We start from the raw sequence: 19,063 nt of genomic DNA on the forward strand, positions 1-19,063 counted from the left end.
CACACTTTTTGAAGCATTGTCAAATTAAGCAAAAGATTTTTTGTTTGATCGTTTGCCGCTATTTCTGAGCGGACGCGCAGTGTAGCACAGGAAAAGGCGCTAAACACGATATCGATCAGAAGCCCCCTTCAACCGCTGAAGTAGGGCTGGGGCAATCTCCAAAAGAGGCAATACCTCATCCGCAGCGCCATTCAAAATTGCCTCGCGAGGCATACCAAACACGATGCAGCTGGCCTCATCCTGCACATAGTTATAGCTGCCAGCATCCTTCATTTCTTTCATTGCTTTCGCGCCGTCATTCCCCATGCCAGTTAACATGATGCCAAATGCGTTACGCCCAGCGACCTTCGCAGCAGAACGAAAAAGAACCTCTACCGATGGACGGTGCCGATTCACAAGCTCACCGTCTTCGACTACGCACACATAATTCGCACCGCTCTTCTCCACCCAGAACTGCTTGCCACCGGGCGCTATGTAGGCATGACCGGGTAAGACGCGAACACCATTGACCGCCTCTTGCACCGTAATTTGACAAAGCCCATTGAGCCGTGCGGCAAAGCTAGTCGTGAACCCAGGGGGCATGTGCTGGGTGATCACCACGCCGGGGGCATCCGCGGGCAATCGAATCAATATCTCCTTTATAGCCTCCGTACCGCCAGTTGAGGCACCAATAAACACCAATTTCTCCGTAGACACACGACCAATCGAGATAGGCACAGCGCCGGCACTAGACAACCTATCCGAGACTGTCGTCGAGGCTACTTGATGGGATTTATGCACTTTAGCGGCAGCGGCTACTCGAATTTTGTCAACGATATTAGTCGCGAGTTCTTTGATTCCATCTACCAGCCCAATACGTGGCTTCGCCACAAAGTCAACGGCGCCCAACTCAAGCGCCCTCATCGTTACCTCAGCACCGCGCTCAGTAAGGGTTGAGATCATTACAACGGGCATGGGGCGCAATCGCATCAGACGCCCTAGAAAATCAAGCCCGTCCATTTTGGGCATCTCAATGTCCAGCGTAATGACATCTGGGTCGAGCTCACGAATCATCTCGCGCGCGATCAACGGATCGTTCGCCGCCCCAACACACTGCATATCCGCTTGCTTATTGATGATTTCAGCCAACAGGCTCCTCACCAAAGCGGAGTCATCTACGACCACCACTCGAATTTTCTTCATCACCACCAACTCAAAAAAGATCTACGGAGCCGCCCTGAGTGGACTTCGCAACAGAGGCTGCATTGCCACGACGCTCCTCGACAACCAGCGTCTCGGGATGCGAATGTGCCAAGCGCTTTACCAAGGCCTTACCTGTAACGGGGAAGAAACAGACCTTCCGGGGATGGATATCCAAAACATCTTGTGAAACGACAGGGATACGCTCCGTAGCGAGATAGTCCAGTACAAATTTAGTGTTGCGTTCACCAACATTCATGGTGGTGAAGCCCGCCATGACCTGCGCCCCTCCAAAAACCTTCGCCTGCATTGTTTCGCGTCTCGCTCCCAACTTCAGCATTTCGTTAATAAGCAACTCCATGGCGTAAGAACCGTACCGACCGGAGCCATCAGCCCCGTCACCGTCCGGCAACATAAAGTGATTCATTCCTCCGGTGCGCGCTTTCCCATCCCAAATGCAAGCAGCAATACAAGACCCCAGCACTGTCATGATGACCAGATCATCATTTGAAACAAAGTACTCGCCGGGCAATACCTTGACCGCGTCATATTGAAAATGATGGTCCGCATAGAAGAACGAAGCCTCACCCGGTTTGCGGGATTGCGCCTTCAGCTGCTCAATCCGAGACACCCGCCCATTAGCGAGAGTCTTTGTTTGCTGAGCCGTAGCAACACCCTTGACTGCTCCCGACACAAAACTACTTGAAGTTGAAATCATTTGAAATTGTTATCCAAACAGTTAAATCGGTCTTGAAATACCAAGGGGGCCTTCACCTACAACGCTCGTAGACAGTTTTTCCTTTAAGAACAAACAGATCCCGCGAGTCACTGAAATTTTCAGCATGCCCCACAAACAACAAGGCACCGGGCTTCATAAAACGGTGAATTTTCTCCAGCACTTTTCTTTGAGTTGCCGCATCAAAGTAGATCATCACATTGCGACAAAAAACAGCATCGAAGAGCTCTCTAAACGGCCAATCGTCTTTAATCAAATTCACGATTAAAAACTCAATGGCTTGACGCAACTCCGGTTTAACACGGACTAAGCCTGCATTGCTGCCTTTTCCTCGCAAAAAATACTTACGCACTAAGTCGGGGGGGACACCTTTTAACCCTTCCAGCCGGTAGACGCCCTGCGCGGCCGTCGCAAGTACTTTTGAATCAATGTCACTTGCATGCAGCGAGAATTTTGATTTGCCAAGCACTTCTGATGCAGTCATAGCAATCGAGTACGGTTCTTCGCCCGTTGACGCAGCGCTGCACCAAACCCTGCACTCTGCTGACGAAGCTCGTGATTTCAGAAAGTCTGAAAAAATTTCGAAATGGTGATGCTCACGAAAGAACGAGGTGAGGTTGGTCGTCAGTGCGTTTACGAACTCTTGCCACTCCGGTCCATCCGTCGACTCCAGCCAACTCAAATACTCCCGGAAACTATTGTGCCCCGTATCTCGCAACCGCCGGGAAAGACGGCTGTAGACCATTGCATGTTTGCCATCATGCAAACTGATGCCAGCACGCTGATAAATCAGTTTTTGAACATGGTCAAAATCAGAATTCGTCCAAGCGAACTCACGACCTTGCATTTCTCCAGCGCCTTGGATAGTTGAAACCACCATGTTGCAAATAAGCTTCTTGGTTTGATCTAGTGACTATTCCGATGCACTAACCAGGCCCATCTCTGAAGCAGACATCAGTCGCTCAATGTCCAGAAGGATCAACATTCTTTCACCCACAGAGCCCAAGCCCAGTACTGCCGCACTGTCGATTACGCTATCGATATCGGGTGCTGATTTCAAATTTTCGGGAGGTAGTTCCATCACATCACTGACCGAATCGACCACAATCCCGACAATTCGACTACGCAAATTGAGCACAATGACGACAGTGAAAGAGTTGTAATCGGCTTTAGAGCAATTGAACTTCAAGCGCATGTCGACGATGGGCACAATCGTTCCACGCAAATTCACCACGCCCTTGATGAAGTTAGGGGCGTTGGCCACCCGAGTTGGCGACTCGTAACCGCGAATTTCTTGAACCTTCAGGATGTCAATGCCATACTCTTCTTGGTCCAATCTAAACGTCAGGTACTCCCTCGCGCCAGAGGCTGTCAATTCACTGAGCTTTTCCATCATTCCCATGGTTTTCTCCTTTGGCTGTAATCAATGGCGTGAACGCCTCACCAATGCACCAGTGTCAAGGATCAAAGCAACCTTGCCATCTCCCAAAATAGTCGCACCGGAGACATTCGGTACCTTTCGGTAATTGGATTCCAAGTTTTTAACAACCACCTGTTGTTGCCCAAGCAACTCATCCACGAGCAAGGCTACGCGAATCCCCTCTGCTTCAACAACAACCATGATGTCGCTCGAACGCTCAAAATCGAAGCGAGGAATCTGGAACACTTTCTCCAGTTCAATTACAGGCATGTACTCATCACGGACCTTGACCAACTGAGAGCCTTGTCCAACCGTGCTGACGGCATCTGCCTTAACCTGAAAGGACTCGACTACCGAAGACAACGGCAAAATGTAAACTTCGTCGCCGACCCCAACGGACATGCCGTCCATGATGGCCAACGTCAATGGCAGGCGCACCGACACCTTCATTCCATAGCCCTCTGCGGAGTCGATTTCCACGGTGCCATTGAGAGCTGCAATATTACGTTTGACAACATCCATGCCCACACCCCGGCCAGAGACGTCCGTCACGACGGCTGCGGTGGAAAAGCCAGGAGCAAAAATCAGTTGCCACACTTCAGCGTCCGACATCTGATCGGAAACATCCAAGCCTCGCTCTCGCGCCTTCGCCAGGATTTTCGGACGCGACAAGCCGCGACCGTCGTCACGAACTTCAATCACAATTGAACCTCCTTGATGGGAGGCGGACAACGTTATGGTCCCGGTTTCCGACTTTCCGGCCGCGATACGGTCAGCAGGCAACTCAACACCGTGGTCACAACTATTTCTAACCAAATGAGTCAATGGGTCTGTAATTTTTTCGACCAAGCCCTTGTCCAACTCAGTCGCCTCCCCCTGGGTTACAAAATCAACTTTTTTGCCCAGCTTGCCTGCTAAATCACGGAGCATCCGCGGGAATCGGCTAAAGACGATCGACATCGGGATCATTCGGATCGACATTACGGACTCCTGCAAGTCACGCGTATTCCGATCAAGATCCGCCAAGCCAGTCAATAACTGCTGGTACACGGCAGGATCCAAGGCGCGGCTGTTTTGCGCCAACATGGCCTGTGTAATCACCAATTCACCGACCAGGTTGATAAGTTGATCCACTTTGCTAATCGCAACTCGTATCGTGGCAGCCTCTGGTTGAGCGGTTGCTGCGGATGCGGCCACCTTACCCGGGGCAGACTTGGATGCAATCACTGCAGGTTCGATTACAGGAGTTACCACCTCTGGAGGCAAAGCTGCTTGAGGAGCCCCCGGTGATCCATCAAAAAAACCAAAACCAGCATGATCCCCAGCCACCCCTTCGGAGACCGGTGCAGTAGCCTGCTGCACCAGAGAACGCTCCGAAATAACCACCTTCTCTCTCGCCACATGGAAAGCAAATAAATCCAAAAGGTCGTCATCGCCTGAAGCAGTCTCCACGAGGAAGACGCGAACACCAGGGCGGTCGCTCTCGGCTGCTTTAATGCTTCCCAAGCCGGGAATATCTCTGAACAACTCCTGAATTGCGTCCGCTTGCTCTGGTCGGTCCAGCGGCCCAATGCTAATCTGCAGTCCACGCACGCCATCAGGCAGTGCGGCTGGCTTAGGCACAACGGGAGGCGGTGCCACAGCCACGGGAGCAACAGTTGCTTTTACTGGCGCAGGTGCAGCGCTGCCACCCGCGGCTAACACACTAATGCGGCGAACCAAGTCCGCCGTGGGAGGCGCCTCGCCCTCACCGCCCGCCTGATGCCGAGCTAAAAGGCTTCTGGATGCATCGGCCGACTCCAAAAGCACATCAACCATCGAAGCATTGGGTTGAAGTTCATGGCGACGTAAACGATCAAGCAACGACTCCATTTGGTGAGTCAACTCGGCTACATCAGCGAACCCGAAAGTGGCAGCACCTCCTTTGACGGAGTGTGCGCATCTAAAAATTCCGTTCAGCTCTTCATCATCGGCCGTTTCCAGATTCAAATTCAGAAGCATGTGCTCCATCTGATCCAGATTCTCGCCAGCCTCCTCGAAGAAAATTTGGTAAAACTGACTTAAATCAAAATCCCCGCCAGCACCACCTTCGGTATGCGTTTCAGCCATCTGAATCTCCTTTAATCTGCACCTCTGTTGAAGCCCGGATCTTCAACGAATAACTTTTTTAATCACATCCAGTAGTCGCGCAGGATCAAATGGCTTTACCAGCCACCCTGTCGCTCCTGCGGCGCGTCCCGCCTGCTTCATCAGATCACTTGACTCTGTGGTGAGCATCAAAATCGGAACCGTCTTGAATTGAGGGTGTTCGCGCAATTTCCGCGTTAAGCCCAAACCATCCAAACGCGGCATATTTTGGTCAGTCAGTACCAAATCAAACGACTGCGCTTGGGCCTTCTCATACGCATCTTGCCCATCTACGGCTTCAACCACTTGGTACCCAGCCCCAGTCAAGGTAAAGGAAACCATCTTCCGCATAGACGGCGAGTCATCAACAGCAAGAATTAAAGGCATGAAAGGCTCCGAAATATTCCGTTAAAAATGTGGCGAAAACTAGAAAAGCTCAATGGATCCAGCATCCATCTCGTCTTGGGTTACGGGGTTTGGGCGCTCAGGCACTTCCTCTACAAATGGCACAGCCTCCCCATCCTCCGCCCCCATGGACTCCGAAGCCAGCCGATAAGCGCAACCTTGCAAAATCTTGGATGTGTGAACTATCAGCTGGGAAGCCATGTCTTGAAATTGCAATTCGGTGACCGCTGCTCGCAAAGTGTTTCTCACAAGCTCCAACTCCTGCGACTCCTTGAGTGCCGGCGAGGCCAAATTCGCACTAGCGGTAGTAAACCGCTCCATGAGATTCTCCATTGTGTGTGCAAGCAAGCCGTCGAGACGTGTTAGATCGTGCACAACCACTAAAAGGGAGTCTTGAACCTCCGCAACAAGCATTACCGGCAGTTGCACGGCGGGGGCAGCAGGCGAAATCGACGAAGGTTCCATTGTCTTTTTTCCTCTTTGCCTGTCTTTATACCAATCCGTGGCATCCTTGTGAATCACTAAACCGAACCACGCAGCTAGCGTATCAGGAATCCAGCCCTTTCAGGAAAAATCTCAGTCCCAAGGAGCACAAAGACCATTGGCTCGGCTACCAAGGCTAGTTACCATCGTGGACCATGATATCGGCAATGTTCAAAGAAAAAAACAGCGCTAATCCGATGCATATCCTGCACCTTGAGGATTCGCAGGCGGACCACCAGTTGGTAGTACGAACCTTGTCCAAAGCGAATACCGCTTTCCATCTCGTTCGCGTCGACACCCTATCCAAGTTCAGACAACACATGGCAGAAGAGGAATACCAAGTAGTCCTCGCTGACTACCGACTTGGGGACTTCACAGCCATAGATGCTTGGGACTGCTTGGAGGACTGTCGCAAGGAGATGCCATTTATCATTTTGTCAGGCACCATTGGGGAAGCCGCAGCTGTCGAAGCGATCCAAAAAGGGATCAGTGACTACCTACACAAAGATGAAATCGCGGCCTTGCCCAGAATCATCCAGCGTGCTCTGGCGTTGCACGCAATCAAGACTGAAAAAAAGAAAATTGACCGGGAACTAGCGGTCTCTGAGCAGAGGATTTCAGAATTGGCCGGATATCTGCAAACGGCCATTGAGCGAGAGCGAGCCTCTATTGCCCGAGAGGTACATGATGACATTGGCGGAGCACTTGCAGCTGTCCGATTGGACTTGGGCTGGCTGGCTCGTCACACGACAGATCCGCAATCTTTACAGCATATTGCGTCCGCCAGTGACATGATTCAGCATGCTGCGCACGCTAGCCAACGGATCATGAAAAATCTCCGCCCAGCCATCTTGGACCAAGGCCTAGTCCCATCGATCCAGTGGTTAGTGCGCGAGTTTGAACGAAGGACCGCCTGCACAGTCGAAGTAAACGCGACGACAGAAATTATGGCACTGAGTGCCGACGTCATGCTGACGGCTTATAGAACCACCCAAGAGGCTCTCACCAATATCGCCAAACATGCCCTTGGTAGCAATGTGCGAATCGACATCTCAAGTTTGGGCGGTACGCTCACAGTGGAAATCGCTGACACAGGCCCGGGAATGGAAAGGTCTGCTTTGCTGAAACAAAACTCTTACGGCCTGCGAGGACTCGCAGAACGCGCAAAGGCAGTTGGCGGTTGGTTGGACATCAGCTCAATGCCATGCACGGGAACAAGCATTACGCTCTCGGTGCCACTGAACAAGGCAAACCGTACGACGGAAGCGAGCGAACCATGATTCACGTTGTCCTGTGCGATGACCACGCAATGATCCGCAGAGGCATTCGTGACATGTTGTCGGAGCATGTTGACATGAAAGTAACGGGGGAGTCTGGCAGTTACGCCGAACTAAAGGAAATCTTGCGCGATCAGCCATGCGATGTCTTGGTGTTGGACATCAATCTGCCCGGCCGCGGTGGTTTGGAGATATTGGCATCTATTCAAGACAGCCATCCGCATATACGTGCGCTAATCGTCTCCATGTTTTCTGAGGACCAATACGCTATACGCAGCCTCAAAGCAGGGGCCTATGGCTACTTGAACAAAGCGGGAAATCCAGACGAGCTTGTGAGCGCAGTTCGGGCGGTAGCTCGAGGACGTCGCTACGTTACTCCCTCCGTCTCCGAAATGCTGGTGGAGCAACTATCCAATCCCGGCACTGAGGCCCTCCACTCCCGACTGTCAGAGCGCGAGCTGCAGACATTGCTAAAAATCGCCTCAGGGAAACGATTGGCTGACATTGCAGAAGAACTGATGCTGAGCCCAAAAACAGTCAGCGTATACCGCGCACGGCTGCTCGAAAAACTGGGGCTCAGCAACAACGCTGAGCTCGCTGTGTACGCCATTAGAAATGAACTGGTCTAGCCGATTCAAACCCCGGAAAAAACACCAATGACCCGCTCCATCAAAGCAAGCATCGGTTGATCAAGCGCGGGCAGGGTCGCAGCAATGCCGACAATCCCAACGACCAATGTAACGGGAAATCCCACAGCAAAGATGTTGATCTGAGGCGCAACACGCGAAATCACACCCAACGCCAAATTGGTGAACAGCAGCAATCCCACCATAGGCAGCGCAATCCACAGTGCGCTAGAGAACAAATCAGTACCCAGCCGGTAAAGTTGCATAGCGGCCAGAGACTCCAAAAAGCGAGGACTTACCGGAAATGCGTCAAAGCTCTTGGTAACTGCAAGCAGGACCATGATATGCCCGTTGAGTACGACGAAAAGCAGCGTTGCCATTTGTCCGAAGAAACGTGCCACAGCGCTACTTTGCGAGTTCATCGAGGGATCGAAGAAAGAAGCAAAGTTCAGACCCATCTGGAACCCAACCACCTCCCCAGCCAACTCGACTGCCGCAAAAACCAAGCGCACAGCAAAGCCAATAGACAGACCAATCAGTACCTGCTGAAACACGACGGCCAAAGCGTCTGGTGATGCAATACTGTAATTGAGGGAGGAGGGAATCGTTGCCTGGCATGCCAGTGCAACAAACAAAGCCAACGCCACCTTGACCCGCATGGGCACAGCTCTGGAGGACAATACCGGTGCGGAAGTAAAGACGGCCAAAACACGCAAAAAAGGCCACAACAAAGGCGACAACCAAGCCAGAATCTGCGCCTCCGTAAACGCTACCCCGGGCATAGTGACTCAAACCACAGACGCAGGGATAGCCTCGATCATCCGTCGGATGTACTCAACCAACATGGTCAACATCCAGGGGCCTGCAATGGCAAACACGGCAATCACTGCCACCAGCTTTGGAACGAAAGCCAAAGTCGCCTCATGAATCTGAGTCACAGCTTGAAATAGGCTGACCAACAAGCCCACCAATAATGCAGCCCCCAATACGGGCGATGACACCATCAGCAGCATCAACAATGCCTCTTGCCCCATCGTCAGAACAGTTTGTGCATTCATATTAACCTTCAGGTAACAAAGCTGGCAGCCAAGGAGCCAACCAAGAGATTCCAGCCGTCTGCCAACACAAACAACATAAGCTTGAACGGCAATGCCACCAGCACCGGTGACAACATCATCATTCCCAATGACATCAGCACGCTTGCAACCACAATGTCAATCACGAGGAAGGGAATAAAAATCATGAACCCAATTTGAAACGCCGACTTCAACTCACTGATCACAAAGGCGGGGACCAACACCCGCATGGGCGCAGTGTCCGCCTTCACGCTAGGATCGAGTTTTGCCAACTTGGCAAACAATGAAAAATCCGATTGGCGTGTTTGTTTGACCATGAAGTCCCGCAAGGGCAGTTCGGCCTTCGCGACTGCTTGCTCAAAGGATAGGACACTTCGGCTGTAGGGCTCATAGGCATCCGCGTACATACGATCGAAGGTGGGCCCCATCACGAACAAAGTGAGAAACAAAGAGAGCCCAATGATGACTTGATTCGGCGGGGACGATTGGGTACCCAAGGCTTGCCGCAACAAGGACAGCACAATCACAATCCGCGTGAAACTAGTCATCATCAACAACACCGCAGGGATGAACGACAGCGCAGTAAAGAAGAGCAGCGTCTGAATCGGAACTGAAAAATTCATGCCTCCACTTCCAGTGCCAACCAGCAAGGGAAGCTGGCCAGGCGCCTGAGCCAAGGAGCCTGTGGAGACAAGCAGACACAGCCCCCCCAGCGCAAAATGAATCCAATTACTGAAGCGTCCCAAGCGCATCGTCTCTTTCAATTTTTAGGCCCAAGGTTCATGCGCGGGGATGTTGCAGCGCCGGACTTACTCCGTCGGGGGGCAGATTGCCACCTACAGAGGTAGTGTGCAAAAGCGCAATCGACTGTGCACTCACACCCAATGTCAGCCAGACTCTCGCGCTGTCTGGCCCCACTTCAACGGTAACCACTCTTTGATGTGGGCCCACTGCTACAGCCGAAATAAAGCGGCTTTGCCCACCAGTCTCAATAGCCCCAGACACCATACGCCCACGCAGCCACCGCAAGAACCACGGCAGAGCTGCCAAAGCTGCCAAAAAAAAACCCACCAAAAGCAGTTGTTGCGTCATATCAACCCAGACTAATTCTTGCTCACACGCCGCAACCGTTCGGAGGGGGTGACGACATCCGTGAGCCGAATGCCGAACTTGTCGTTGACCACAACCACCTCACCCTGAGCAATCAGGTACCCATTCACTAAAACATCCATGGGTTCGCCTGCCAGTGCATCCAACTCCACCACAGACCCTTGGCCTAGTTGCAGGATATGCTTGATAGGCACCTTGGTACGGCCAAGCTCCACTGAAAGCTGCACCGGGATGTCCAACACCATATTGATGTCGTTGGCATGCCCATCGCCCCCCCCAGAGTTAAAAGGTTTGGGCGACTCACCAGACAAAGGGCCGCCCGGCTCGGGGCCGGATTCCGTAGCCTTTTGCTCCAGCAACGCTTCGGCCCAGTCTGCCATGCCATCGTCAGCAGGCACTTCATCAGGTTTTTCTTCAGATGCCATTTCGTTCTCCCAACCAGTTTTGGTCGTTGCCACGCAACGCCTTCTCTACGCGAATGGCGTACTTTGAGTTGTGAGTACCATACTGGCACTCAAAAATGGGAACACCGTCCACCGTCGCTTGTATGCGCGGCTCACGGTTCAGTTCAATAAAGTCCCCTTTTTTCATGGCAAGCAATTGCTCTACCGTCGCATCTGCACGGGCCAACTCGGCCACTAGCGTGACCTCTGCAGCTTGAATTTCGCGCGTAAGCACATTCACCCAGCGGCGATCCACCTCAATGGAGTCGCCTTGCGTAGACGAGTACAACACGTCCCGGATCGGCTCCAGCGTTGAGTATGGAAAACTGAAATGAATTGCGCCGGTGATATCACCGATTTCAAGCTGAAAAGACGTCGAAATCACAATTTCACTGGGCGTTGCGATATTGGCAAACTGCGGCTGCATCTCGCTGCGTTGGTAGTCCAACTCCAGCGGGTAAATACCCTTCCACGCCTTTTTGTACTCTGTCGTTATCACCTCCACCAAGCGATTGATGACGCGCTGCTCCGTCGCGGAGAAATCACGCCCTTCAATCCGGGTTTGGAACTTGCCGATTCCACCGTACAAAGTGTCGATAACGCCAAAGACGAGCGCAGGCTCACAAACGATCAGTCCACTGCCCCGAAGCGGTCGGATGGCAACGATATTGAAGTTGGTCGGCACCGCCAACTCACGCAGAAAGGCGCTATAGCGCTGAACAGCCACAGGACCAACTGAAATTTCAGGACTGCGGCGAATGAAATTGAACAGGCCTACGCGAAGATTCCGCGCGAAACGCTCATTGACAATTTCCATCGTGGGCATGCGCCCACGGACGATTCTTTCCTGGCTGGAAATATTATAGGCACGCACCTCCCCGTGCTCTGCTGCCTCCTCGACCGTCTTCTGGCTCTCGCCAGTAACACCTTCCAGGAGCGCATCCACTTCCTCTTGGGAAAGAAACGACTCACTCATAGTTCAGCCCTGTCAGTCCTTATTGCACAATAAAACTGGAAAAAAGCACACCCACCACGGGGTACTGAACCGGTGCGGCTTTCTTTTTCTTCTTCTTGGAAGACGCGACCTCCTCTTCGTGCTCGTCCTCGCCACCACCAAAAGGGATGGAAGCCTCACGCAGAATATCAGCGGCTAGTTTTTCCTTCCCTTCGGCCTTGAGCAGCTCCTCCGCCGTACGCTGGGAAATCAACATCAAAATGCCACTCCGGATGGTTGGCAGGTACGCCTTGACCGAATCAGACGATTTGGCATCCAAAACCTCAAGAGTGATACCAATCTGTGCCACGCGCTCACCACCAGGGTCGGCAAGATTCACCACCATCGCATCCAGCGGCAAGTACGCCGGCGGAGCCTTCGGATCCACATGGGCGACAGCTTTTGCAGGTGGAGCCTCCTCACCTTCCTCAGAGGCTGCGCGCTGCTTGCTGATGACAAAGAAGGCTGCAGCACCGCCCACTACAAGCACCAACACAGCCGCCACGATGATGATCAGCATCTTTTTGCTCTTGGCAGGCGCTTTGGCGCCATCTGCGACATCGGGTTTTGCTGACACGGTTGAATCCTTATATGAAAGACGGTACTCGGATTATTGATGGAGTCACACACCATCTAAACACCAATAAGGTGGGATATTCAGTCACCTCCGCCATTATTGACACAAACCTTGCCCTACACGAAGAGATCCAGTGCGCGCCCCTGCGGAATCTTGGGCCGGACCGGACTGTCCGCAAGCGAATCCACCGGGACGGTAACGCTAGCTTGCCGCCCCTCTTGGCGTGACCGCCCGCCCTGCCCAGAGGCATCCCCGCTATGCGAAGTCCCCACAGACATGCCAGTCAACAACACACCCTGACGCTGCAGCGAGTCTTTCAACTGCTCGGCAGCCCTTTCGATAGCGTCCCTTGCATGCAACTCATCCGTCCTGAACGCCACTTGCGCTTCATTACCTTGCATGCTGATGCTCACTTCAACGGGGCTCGCCCCCATGCCATCCAACGTGAGCTCCGCGCTCTGCACATCTTGCGCAATCCAATAGGTCACCTGCTCAGCCACATACGATTCCGCTGCCCCGCTGGCCTGGGAAGCCACCACCCCATCCATCCCCATGGGCGCAGACACAGACTGAGGCTGAAAGTAGACCCCATCAGCAGGCGCAGGCTTCATGGCCAAGGGTTCCCACAGACGCCGCTCCGCCACGGGCAACTGGCCAGAGGCAGGTGCAACCAAGTTCCGACCCTCCATACCTACAGTGGACGTCTGCTCTTGCGACATCAACAATTCCGTATCTACCTTGGTGTTTGGCACCGCCTCACTAACGGGCTGTGAACCAGGAAGAGGCACCGCCTGTGCTTTTTGCAGATCGGTAGTACTGACCGGCTTAGCACCCTTATGCATCGCAAGAAGCCCGATAGTTTGCGTGCCCTCTGCCCCTTGCCCAGACCAAGACGAGCGTTTCATTGTGAAGAAGGCATTGCCTTTCTGGGATGGAGAGCCCTCCTCTGAAACTGGTGCGCCCTGCGCTGCAGTCACGGGCATACCCAGAACCCAGCCAGCCAGGGTCGCAGCATCCGCCGCACACGCTAACTCTTTCTCATCCTGGGCCCCGGGCCCGTGCGACATGCCGCTGCCGTCGTCCAACAAGCCAGAGGCATCAGCTGACACCGCGAGCGCTTCGTCTGCAGCCGACAGCATGGCAAAAAAGCCCAGCGCATCACCCGCCATGCCCGGTGTACCTTTTCCTCCTGCAGCGGATTGGGCCGTTTTGGCTATGCCGTGACCGGCAGAAGTCGTTTCGATCGTCATCGTGTTTCCTCCAAATGGGTCGCAGCCCTCCTCCGGGCGTGCACCATGGCAGCCATTTCGTCCATCTGCCCCTGCTCGCGACGCTGCTCAGCAGCCGCCAGCGACAGTTGACGCTTTTCCAGTACCTGTTTTAAGCCCGACAGGCGCATCTCTGCCTGCATCAATGCAGCACGGCACTGGCTCTCCTGCCGCGCCAGATTTGCGATCACACCATCCTGCATGCCCATGGCGTGCTGCAACCGGTCCACAAATTGGTAATGATGCCGAAGCAGCTCTGGCGACAGCGCGGTATGTTGACTTTGGACCCACCGCGCATCGGTGTCCTTGGCATAACTCTGCAATTGCTCCAGCTGCTGATATCCCATTTGGACCTGCCGCTGCGCCCGCGCCAGCACCTGTGCACGCTCATCACGCTGGCGCTCCGCTAGGTCAATCGCGAGTTGCAATCCATGAAAGGTGTTGTTCATGTTGGCTTTCGGGCATGTGCCTTAAGGTCCAGGCCGCGACACAGAAGTACACACCTCCATCCCCAGCAGAGCCTCCTCCATGCCAGCGGCCTCGAACATGTCCTGCTGCAGGAATTGGTGCATGGGCGGATGCAAGGCAATAGCTTCATCCAGCAATGGATCCGAGCCCTGCGCATACGCACCAATCTGCACCAGGTCACGGCCTTTTTCGTACTTCGAATACAGGCTGCGGAAGCGCCGAGCCAATTCGAAATGCGCACGCGGCACGACGTTGTGCATCACCCGGGAGGCAGACTGCTCGACATCAATGGCCGGGTAATGCCCCGCCTCCGCCAAGCGCCGGGACAGCACAATGTGCCCATCCAGAATCGCACGCGCAGCATCGGCAATCGGATCCTGCTGGTCGTCTCCTTCGGAGAGCACGGTATAGAAAGCTGTGATCGAGCCCACACCATGCAAGCCATTGCCACTGCGCTCGACCAGTTGCGGCAACTTGGCAAAGCAGGACGGAGGGTAGCCCTTGGTCGCAGGCGGCTCACCAATGGCCAGCGCAATTTCCCGTTGCGCCATGGCATAGCGAGTCAGAGAGTCCATGAGTAGCAATACATGCCGCCCTTGGTCCCGAAAGTGCTCGGCGATCGCGGTTGCGTAGGACGCTCCCTGCATACGCAACAAGGGCGGAGCATCCGCAGGTGCAGCAACTACCACCGAACGGGCCCGGCCCTCCACCCCGAGAATATCCTCAATGAATTCCTTGACTTCACGGCCCCGCTCCCCAATCAGGCCCACCACAATCACGTCCGCCTGGGTGTAGCGCGCCATCATGCCCAACAGGACACTCTTGCCCACGCCCGAGCCGGCGAAGAGCCCCAACCTTTGGCCGCGTCCAACGGTGAGCAACGCGTTGATGGAACGAACACCGGTATCCAGCGGCTCCCGCACGGGGGCCCGGTCCATGGCATTGATGGGTTTGCGGTCCATAGGCCGTGACACCACGTCGTGTAGAGGCCCCATGCGGTCCATGGGCATACCCTGGGAGTCCACGACCCGTCCCAACAAGCCATCGCCCAAAGGCAGGCGCAACAAACCTGCAGCACTAAGGTCACGGGCTGACGGGGCTTCGCCAAGACGGGGAACAGGCACATAAGCAGGTGCTACCGCCACCCCTGCACCACTGGAAAGACCATGCACATCTCCAGCGGGCATCAAATACGCGCGATCCCCTGAAAATCCGACCACTTCGGCGAGCACGGGCTCCCGGGCTTTCATGGTCACCACACATTGGGAACCTACCGGCATGCGAATGCCACTCGCCTCCAGCACCAAACCGGCCAGACGCGTCAGCGTGCCACGCACCTCCAACGTGGAATCCTGGGCAACCTGCTGACGGGCACTCTGCAAAAACGCCTGCCACTTGGGGGCGGAGGAGCTAGTCTCAGGCATTGTCATCACGCGGCTCCCAAGGGCTGTCAAACCCCAAACTGGCCAGCGCACGCTGCCAACGCTTTTGGACTGTGCCATCTACCACCGTACCGGCCGACTCCACCAGGCAGCCACCGCGGGCAATAGATGTATCGGGCAACAAAGTCAGCGCCACGCTGGAGAACTCCTGCCGCAACACCTCCGCCAAGACCTCCAGATCCAGTGGATGCAAGCGCACCACAGCAGCTTTGTTATCGACGGCCAACATGCCCAATGCCTCTCGCACCACAGGCTGCAGGGCATTGGGGTTGGTGGACATTTCGTGACGCAACACCTGCCGCGCAAGTTCGCAGGCCAGCTCCAGAACACCCTGAGCCATGACCTGCTCCGACGCGGCGAGTTGGGCATTGGCCTGCTCAAACAGGGCCGCAAAATTAGCCGTGAGGTCTTTGCCCTGGGTGGCAATGTACTCATTCATCTGGCGCTGCCCCTCCAAGGTGGCCTGGGCATGGCCTTGGGCATACCCAGCAGCGTAGCCCTCCGCGTATCCGGCTTGGCGCGCCCCGTCTTCGCGGGCCTGCTCCTCGGCTTCCGCCTGAGCCTTCAGTTTGGCGGCAAATCGCACCGCCGATTGGTCCACCGCACCGAAATCCCATTCGGTAACGGTGGTGACATCTTCGCCAGAAATAAAGCGTGCTTGGTTGCGGGACATCAGACCATGGCGTCGTCGCCACCTCCACCACCAATAACAATTTGACCTTCGTCCGCCAAACGGCGCACGGTCTTGAGAATTTCTTTTTGTTGCGCCTCGACCTCGGATAGGCGCATGGGGCCACGGGACTCCAGATCTTCCTTCAGGGTGGCCGCCGCACGCGAAGACATATTGGCCAGGATTTTTTCCTTGAGTTCGGGCTGAGCCCCTTTCAGGGCCACGATAAGCACATCCGAGGACACTTCTTTGAGCACCATCTGGATGGCCTTGTCGTCCAGCTTGATCACATCGTCGAACACGAACATCTTGTCCATGATCTTCTGTGCCAGATCCGCGTCGTGGCTGCGGATGGACTCGATCACCGTGCCCTCGATCGCCGTACCCATCAAGTTAATCATCTCGGCCGCGGTCTTGATCCCGCCCAGAGAGGACTTGCGAATCTTGTCGCCGCCCGCGAGCACCTTGAACAGCACCTCGTTCAGGTCCTTGAGCGCGGTGGGCTGAATACCTTCCATGGTCGCCACACGCAACATGACCTCATTGCGCTGGCGCTCGGTCAAGTGTTTGAGCACGTCGGCGGCCTGGTCATAGTCCAGGTGCACCAAAATGGCTGCCACAATTTGGGGGTGCTCGTTGCGCAGCAATTCAGCCACGCTCAGAGGATCCATCCACTTCAGGCTCTCGATGCCCGATACATCGCCGCCCTGCAGAATGCGGTCGATCAGCAGTGCAGCTTTGTCGTCGCCCAAAGCCAGCTTGAGCACTGAGCGCACGTAGTCGCCCGAGTTGGACACAAGCAGGCTCTGCGAAGCAGCCACGCCCGTGAATTTCTCCACCACCTCGTCCACCTTCTCCCGCGAGAGCTGGGTAGTCTTGGCGATGGCCTCACCTAGGCGCTGCACCTCTTTGGGTGACAGGTGTTTGAATACCTCCGATGCCTCTGCTTCACCCAGAGACATCATGAGGATTGCCGCGTCTTGGAGTCCGTCGTCGTTTGCCATGGTGCTATTTTGCGCTGGCCGTCAGGCTGGCGCCTCGCCGTTCATCCATGCTTTGACAATGTTGGCCACCGCCGCAGGGTTATCTCGGGTCAGCTTGCGGGCGTCTTCAAGACGCAACTCCCCTGGCGATACAACAGCCGTACCGGTTTCTGCGCTGGGGCCGCCCAACTGCGGACGCTCAGGCTGCTCAGATTCAAGGGCGTCGAGTTGGCCGCCACGTTCCTCACCCAGAGGTTCTGGCGCCGCTGGCGGCTGCGTGAGCGACTTCATGGCCGGGCGAATCACACCGAGTAAGACCAGCGCAGCCAACCCCAGCGTGCCCAGGGGCCATGCCAAACTCCGCGCCAAGTCCACCACCTCAGGCTGACGCCATACCGGAACCTCAGCACTGTCCACCACGGGAGCGACAAAAGCTGCATTAACCACGTTGACCGAATCACCGCGGTCCTGACTGAATCCAACGGTTTCACGTACCAAAGCAGTCATTTTTTCCAGCTGAGCTTCGGTCAAGGGGACGCTGGTGACCTTGCCCTTGTCATCGGTCGTGCTCTGATTGTTCAGCACCACAGCCGCGTTGATGCGTTTGATCACACCCGTGGCGCCCTTGACCACACGGACGGTCTTGTCCACCTCGTAATTGATGATGGACTCTTTCTTCGAAGAGCTGTTGGCACCGGCCGCGCCACCGGCCTGGCCGGCAGCGGCCAAGGTTTGGGCTTGCCCGTTGATGGGGGCGGCGGGCTGGGCGGGTGGCTGGTTGGTGGTGGCACCTGGCACACCCGACGGTGGCCCGGCCTGCGCGCCATTAGTGCTCTCTACCAGTTGCTGGCTACGCACCGCGCTGCTGTCGGGGGTTTGATTGGGTTTGTGTGACTCGGTCGTCGACTCCGTTTGGGAGAAGTCCAACTCTGCAGTGACCTGCGCCTTGACATTCTGCTTCCCCACCAAAGGCTCCAGGATATCGAGAATGCGGCGGCTATAGAGCTGCTCTATTTGCTGCACATACTGCAATTGCTCTGCATCCGCCCCCATGGCACCGGAGCCATCGGGGTTGGCCGACAACAGCTTGCCCGAATCATCCAGCACACTCACTGCCGCTGGATTCATCTCGGGCACACTGGAGGCGACCAAATGCACAATGCCTGCCAATTGGGTGCGATCCAAGGCACGCCCCGGGTGCAGACTCAGCAGCACCGAAGCCGATGGCTTCTGCTGCTCACGGAAAAAACCATTCTGATTGGGCAAGGCCAAGTGGACACGGGCGTTTTGCACGGACGACAGGGCCTGAATCGATCGGGTCAACTCACCCTCCAGGCCACGCTGGAAGGTCAGGCGTTCCTGGAACTGGGTCATACCAAAGCGGTTGGACTCCATCATTTCGAAGCCATTGACCGAACCCTTGGGCAAGCCCAGGGAGGCAAGCTTCAAGCGGACATCGTGCACGCGGTCGGCTGGCACCAGAATGGCTCCGCCGCCCTCGGTGTATTTATAAGGAACGTTCAAAGTGCTGAGTTGCGCGATCACAGCACCGCCGTCTTTGTCTGCCAAATTGGAATACAACACCCGCCATTCGGCCTGGCGCCCCATGACGAGGCCCACGATACCAATCGCCACGAACAGCAACACCCCCAAGGCCAGGCGCATGCGCTGGCCTTGGTCCATCGCGGCAAAACGCTGCCCGATGGTGGGGTTGACGGGGACGGTGGCTACAGCTTGCATATCCTTGGGTTCCAGTGCGGTGGGGCGTGGCTCGCCGGA

At 55.2% G+C, this 19,063-nt stretch carries 22 protein-coding genes; 2 read left to right on the forward strand and 20 right to left on the reverse strand.

Annotation, left to right across the window (positions count from 1 at the left end):
- Positions 1 to 99: 99 nt before the first annotated feature.
- From CHU94_RS00255 to CHU94_RS00285, 7 genes are read right to left on the reverse strand one after another with little or no spacing between them, the layout of a single operon-like run.
- Positions 100 to 1,185 carry a chemotaxis response regulator protein-glutamate methylesterase gene (locus CHU94_RS00255; RefSeq protein WP_094475600.1) on the reverse strand — a complete coding sequence of 362 codons (1,086 nt, stop codon included), beginning with the start codon at positions 1,183 to 1,185 and terminating at the stop codon, positions 100 to 102.
- 7 nt (positions 1,186 to 1,192) lie between these two features.
- On the reverse strand, positions 1,193 to 1,897 hold the full coding sequence (cheD, locus tag CHU94_RS00260; RefSeq protein ID WP_094475554.1) for a chemoreceptor glutamine deamidase CheD: 705 nt from the start codon (positions 1,895 to 1,897) through the stop codon (positions 1,193 to 1,195).
- Positions 1,898 to 1,949: 52 nt separating this feature from the next.
- Positions 1,950 to 2,795 carry a CheR family methyltransferase gene (locus tag CHU94_RS00265; RefSeq protein WP_255033685.1) on the reverse strand — a complete coding sequence of 282 codons (846 nt, stop codon included), beginning with the start codon at positions 2,793 to 2,795 and terminating at the stop codon, positions 1,950 to 1,952.
- A gap of 33 nt (positions 2,796 to 2,828) precedes the next feature.
- Positions 2,829 to 3,317, reverse strand: a complete 489-nt coding sequence (locus CHU94_RS00270; protein WP_094475556.1) for a chemotaxis protein CheW — start codon at positions 3,315 to 3,317, stop codon at positions 2,829 to 2,831.
- A 21-nt stretch (positions 3,318 to 3,338) separates the two neighbouring features.
- Complete coding sequence (locus tag CHU94_RS00275) at positions 3,339 to 5,444, reverse strand: chemotaxis protein CheW (RefSeq protein WP_094475558.1); 2,106 nt, start codon at positions 5,442 to 5,444, stop codon at positions 3,339 to 3,341.
- A gap of 42 nt (positions 5,445 to 5,486) precedes the next feature.
- On the reverse strand, positions 5,487 to 5,849 hold the full coding sequence (locus CHU94_RS00280; RefSeq protein ID WP_094475562.1) for a response regulator: 363 nt from the start codon (positions 5,847 to 5,849) through the stop codon (positions 5,487 to 5,489).
- Positions 5,850 to 5,888: 39 nt separating this feature from the next.
- Positions 5,889 to 6,332 carry a hypothetical protein gene (locus CHU94_RS00285; protein ID WP_094475604.1) on the reverse strand — a complete coding sequence of 148 codons (444 nt, stop codon included), beginning with the start codon at positions 6,330 to 6,332 and terminating at the stop codon, positions 5,889 to 5,891.
- Between the two features lie 185 nt (positions 6,333 to 6,517).
- On the opposite strand from CHU94_RS00285, the gene CHU94_RS00290 reads away from it, so the two are divergent.
- On the forward strand, positions 6,518 to 7,630 hold the full coding sequence (locus CHU94_RS00290; protein WP_255033686.1) for an ATP-binding protein: 1,113 nt from the start codon (positions 6,518 to 6,520) through the stop codon (positions 7,628 to 7,630).
- Positions 7,627 to 8,256 carry a response regulator transcription factor gene (locus CHU94_RS00295; protein ID WP_094475566.1) on the forward strand — a complete coding sequence of 210 codons (630 nt, stop codon included), beginning with the start codon at positions 7,627 to 7,629 and terminating at the stop codon, positions 8,254 to 8,256. Before CHU94_RS00290 ends, CHU94_RS00295 begins: the two co-directional genes overlap by 4 nt.
- A 5-nt stretch (positions 8,257 to 8,261) precedes the next feature.
- Here the strand turns inward: CHU94_RS00295 and fliR are convergent, their stop codons facing one another.
- The 13 genes from fliR to fliF all read right to left on the reverse strand — a co-directional run bounded on the left by fliR (position 8,262) and on the right by fliF (position 19,024).
- The gene (fliR, locus tag CHU94_RS00300; RefSeq protein ID WP_094475568.1) at positions 8,262 to 9,035 is read right to left on the reverse strand and encodes a flagellar biosynthetic protein FliR; all 774 of its coding nucleotides are present in this window, start codon (positions 9,033 to 9,035) and stop codon (positions 8,262 to 8,264) included.
- A gap of 6 nt (positions 9,036 to 9,041) precedes the next feature.
- Positions 9,042 to 9,311 carry a flagellar biosynthesis protein FliQ gene (gene fliQ / locus CHU94_RS00305; RefSeq protein WP_094475570.1) on the reverse strand — a complete coding sequence of 90 codons (270 nt, stop codon included), beginning with the start codon at positions 9,309 to 9,311 and terminating at the stop codon, positions 9,042 to 9,044.
- A gap of 8 nt (positions 9,312 to 9,319) precedes the next feature.
- Positions 9,320 to 10,081, reverse strand: a complete 762-nt coding sequence (gene fliP, locus CHU94_RS00310) for a flagellar type III secretion system pore protein FliP (protein ID WP_094475572.1) — start codon at positions 10,079 to 10,081, stop codon at positions 9,320 to 9,322.
- Between the two features lie 28 nt (positions 10,082 to 10,109).
- Positions 10,110 to 10,421, reverse strand: coding sequence for a flagellar biosynthetic protein FliO (locus CHU94_RS00315; RefSeq protein WP_094475574.1), 312 nt, complete (start codon positions 10,419 to 10,421; stop codon positions 10,110 to 10,112).
- Positions 10,422 to 10,432: 11 nt separating this feature from the next.
- Positions 10,433 to 10,864 carry a flagellar motor switch protein FliN gene (gene fliN / locus CHU94_RS00320; RefSeq protein ID WP_094475576.1) on the reverse strand — a complete coding sequence of 144 codons (432 nt, stop codon included), beginning with the start codon at positions 10,862 to 10,864 and terminating at the stop codon, positions 10,433 to 10,435.
- Positions 10,854 to 11,858, reverse strand: coding sequence for a flagellar motor switch protein FliM (gene fliM / locus CHU94_RS00325; RefSeq protein WP_094475578.1), 1,005 nt, complete (start codon positions 11,856 to 11,858; stop codon positions 10,854 to 10,856). The genes fliN and fliM overlap by 11 nt, the downstream gene beginning before the upstream one ends.
- Before the next feature lie 19 nt (positions 11,859 to 11,877).
- Positions 11,878 to 12,453 (reverse strand): flagellar basal body-associated protein FliL, encoded by a 576-nt coding sequence (fliL, locus tag CHU94_RS00330; RefSeq protein ID WP_094475580.1) that lies wholly within the window; start codon positions 12,451 to 12,453, stop codon positions 11,878 to 11,880.
- Between the two features lie 116 nt (positions 12,454 to 12,569).
- Positions 12,570 to 13,703 carry a flagellar hook-length control protein FliK gene (locus tag CHU94_RS00335; protein WP_094475582.1) on the reverse strand — a complete coding sequence of 378 codons (1,134 nt, stop codon included), beginning with the start codon at positions 13,701 to 13,703 and terminating at the stop codon, positions 12,570 to 12,572.
- The gene (fliJ, locus tag CHU94_RS00340) at positions 13,700 to 14,170 is read right to left on the reverse strand and encodes a flagellar export protein FliJ (protein WP_094475584.1); all 471 of its coding nucleotides are present in this window, start codon (positions 14,168 to 14,170) and stop codon (positions 13,700 to 13,702) included. Before fliJ ends, CHU94_RS00335 begins: the two co-directional genes overlap by 4 nt.
- Positions 14,171 to 14,191: 21 nt before the next feature.
- On the reverse strand, positions 14,192 to 15,619 hold the full coding sequence (gene fliI, locus CHU94_RS00345) for a flagellar protein export ATPase FliI (RefSeq protein ID WP_094475586.1): 1,428 nt from the start codon (positions 15,617 to 15,619) through the stop codon (positions 14,192 to 14,194).
- Positions 15,606 to 16,304, reverse strand: a complete 699-nt coding sequence (locus tag CHU94_RS00350; protein WP_094475588.1) for a flagellar assembly protein FliH — start codon at positions 16,302 to 16,304, stop codon at positions 15,606 to 15,608. The genes fliI and CHU94_RS00350 overlap by 14 nt, the downstream gene beginning before the upstream one ends.
- Positions 16,304 to 17,305 carry a flagellar motor switch protein FliG gene (gene fliG / locus CHU94_RS00355; RefSeq protein ID WP_094475590.1) on the reverse strand — a complete coding sequence of 334 codons (1,002 nt, stop codon included), beginning with the start codon at positions 17,303 to 17,305 and terminating at the stop codon, positions 16,304 to 16,306. Before fliG ends, CHU94_RS00350 begins: the two co-directional genes overlap by 1 nt.
- Before the next feature lie 21 nt (positions 17,306 to 17,326).
- Positions 17,327 to 19,024, reverse strand: a complete 1,698-nt coding sequence (gene fliF / locus CHU94_RS00360; protein WP_094475592.1) for a flagellar basal-body MS-ring/collar protein FliF — start codon at positions 19,022 to 19,024, stop codon at positions 17,327 to 17,329.
- Positions 19,025 to 19,063: the final 39 nt, after the last annotated feature.

Origin of the sequence: Rhodoferax sp. TH121 (assembly GCF_002251855.1) — a bacterium.
GTDB lineage: Bacteria > Pseudomonadota > Gammaproteobacteria > Burkholderiales > Burkholderiaceae_C > Allorhodoferax.

Coding starts and splice junctions, on each gene's coding strand:
- fliQ (WP_094475570.1), bottom strand. CDS start 9,311: ATGAATGCACAAACTGTTCTGACGATGGGGCAAGAGGCATTGTTGATG.
- cheD (WP_094475554.1), bottom strand. CDS start 1,897: ATGATTTCAACTTCAAGTAGTTTTGTGTCGGGAGCAGTCAAGGGTGTT.
- fliM (WP_094475578.1), bottom strand. CDS start 11,858: ATGAGTGAGTCGTTTCTTTCCCAAGAGGAAGTGGATGCGCTCCTGGAA.
- fliN (WP_094475576.1), bottom strand. CDS start 10,864: ATGGCATCTGAAGAAAAACCTGATGAAGTGCCTGCTGACGATGGCATG.
- fliJ (WP_094475584.1), bottom strand. CDS start 14,170: ATGAACAACACCTTTCATGGATTGCAACTCGCGATTGACCTAGCGGAG.
- CHU94_RS00270 (WP_094475556.1), bottom strand. CDS start 3,317: ATGGGAATGATGGAAAAGCTCAGTGAATTGACAGCCTCTGGCGCGAGG.
- CHU94_RS00335 (WP_094475582.1), bottom strand. CDS start 13,703: ATGACGATCGAAACGACTTCTGCCGGTCACGGCATAGCCAAAACGGCC.
- fliI (WP_094475586.1), bottom strand. CDS start 15,619: ATGACAATGCCTGAGACTAGCTCCTCCGCCCCCAAGTGGCAGGCGTTT.
- fliR (WP_094475568.1), bottom strand. CDS start 9,035: ATGCCCGGGGTAGCGTTTACGGAGGCGCAGATTCTGGCTTGGTTGTCG.
- CHU94_RS00315 (WP_094475574.1), bottom strand. CDS start 10,421: ATGACGCAACAACTGCTTTTGGTGGGTTTTTTTTTGGCAGCTTTGGCA.
- fliF (WP_094475592.1), bottom strand. CDS start 19,024: ATGCAAGCTGTAGCCACCGTCCCCGTCAACCCCACCATCGGGCAGCGT.
- CHU94_RS00295 (WP_094475566.1), top strand. CDS start 7,627: ATGATTCACGTTGTCCTGTGCGATGACCACGCAATGATCCGCAGAGGC.
- CHU94_RS00350 (WP_094475588.1), bottom strand. CDS start 16,304: ATGTCCCGCAACCAAGCACGCTTTATTTCTGGCGAAGATGTCACCACC.
- fliP (WP_094475572.1), bottom strand. CDS start 10,081: ATGCGCTTGGGACGCTTCAGTAATTGGATTCATTTTGCGCTGGGGGGG.
- CHU94_RS00290 (WP_255033686.1), top strand. CDS start 6,518: ATGTTCAAAGAAAAAAACAGCGCTAATCCGATGCATATCCTGCACCTT.
- CHU94_RS00275 (WP_094475558.1), bottom strand. CDS start 5,444: ATGGCTGAAACGCATACCGAAGGTGGTGCTGGCGGGGATTTTGATTTA.
- fliG (WP_094475590.1), bottom strand. CDS start 17,305: ATGGCAAACGACGACGGACTCCAAGACGCGGCAATCCTCATGATGTCT.
- CHU94_RS00285 (WP_094475604.1), bottom strand. CDS start 6,332: ATGGAACCTTCGTCGATTTCGCCTGCTGCCCCCGCCGTGCAACTGCCG.
- CHU94_RS00265 (WP_255033685.1), bottom strand. CDS start 2,795: ATGGTGGTTTCAACTATCCAAGGCGCTGGAGAAATGCAAGGTCGTGAG.
- CHU94_RS00280 (WP_094475562.1), bottom strand. CDS start 5,849: ATGCCTTTAATTCTTGCTGTTGATGACTCGCCGTCTATGCGGAAGATG.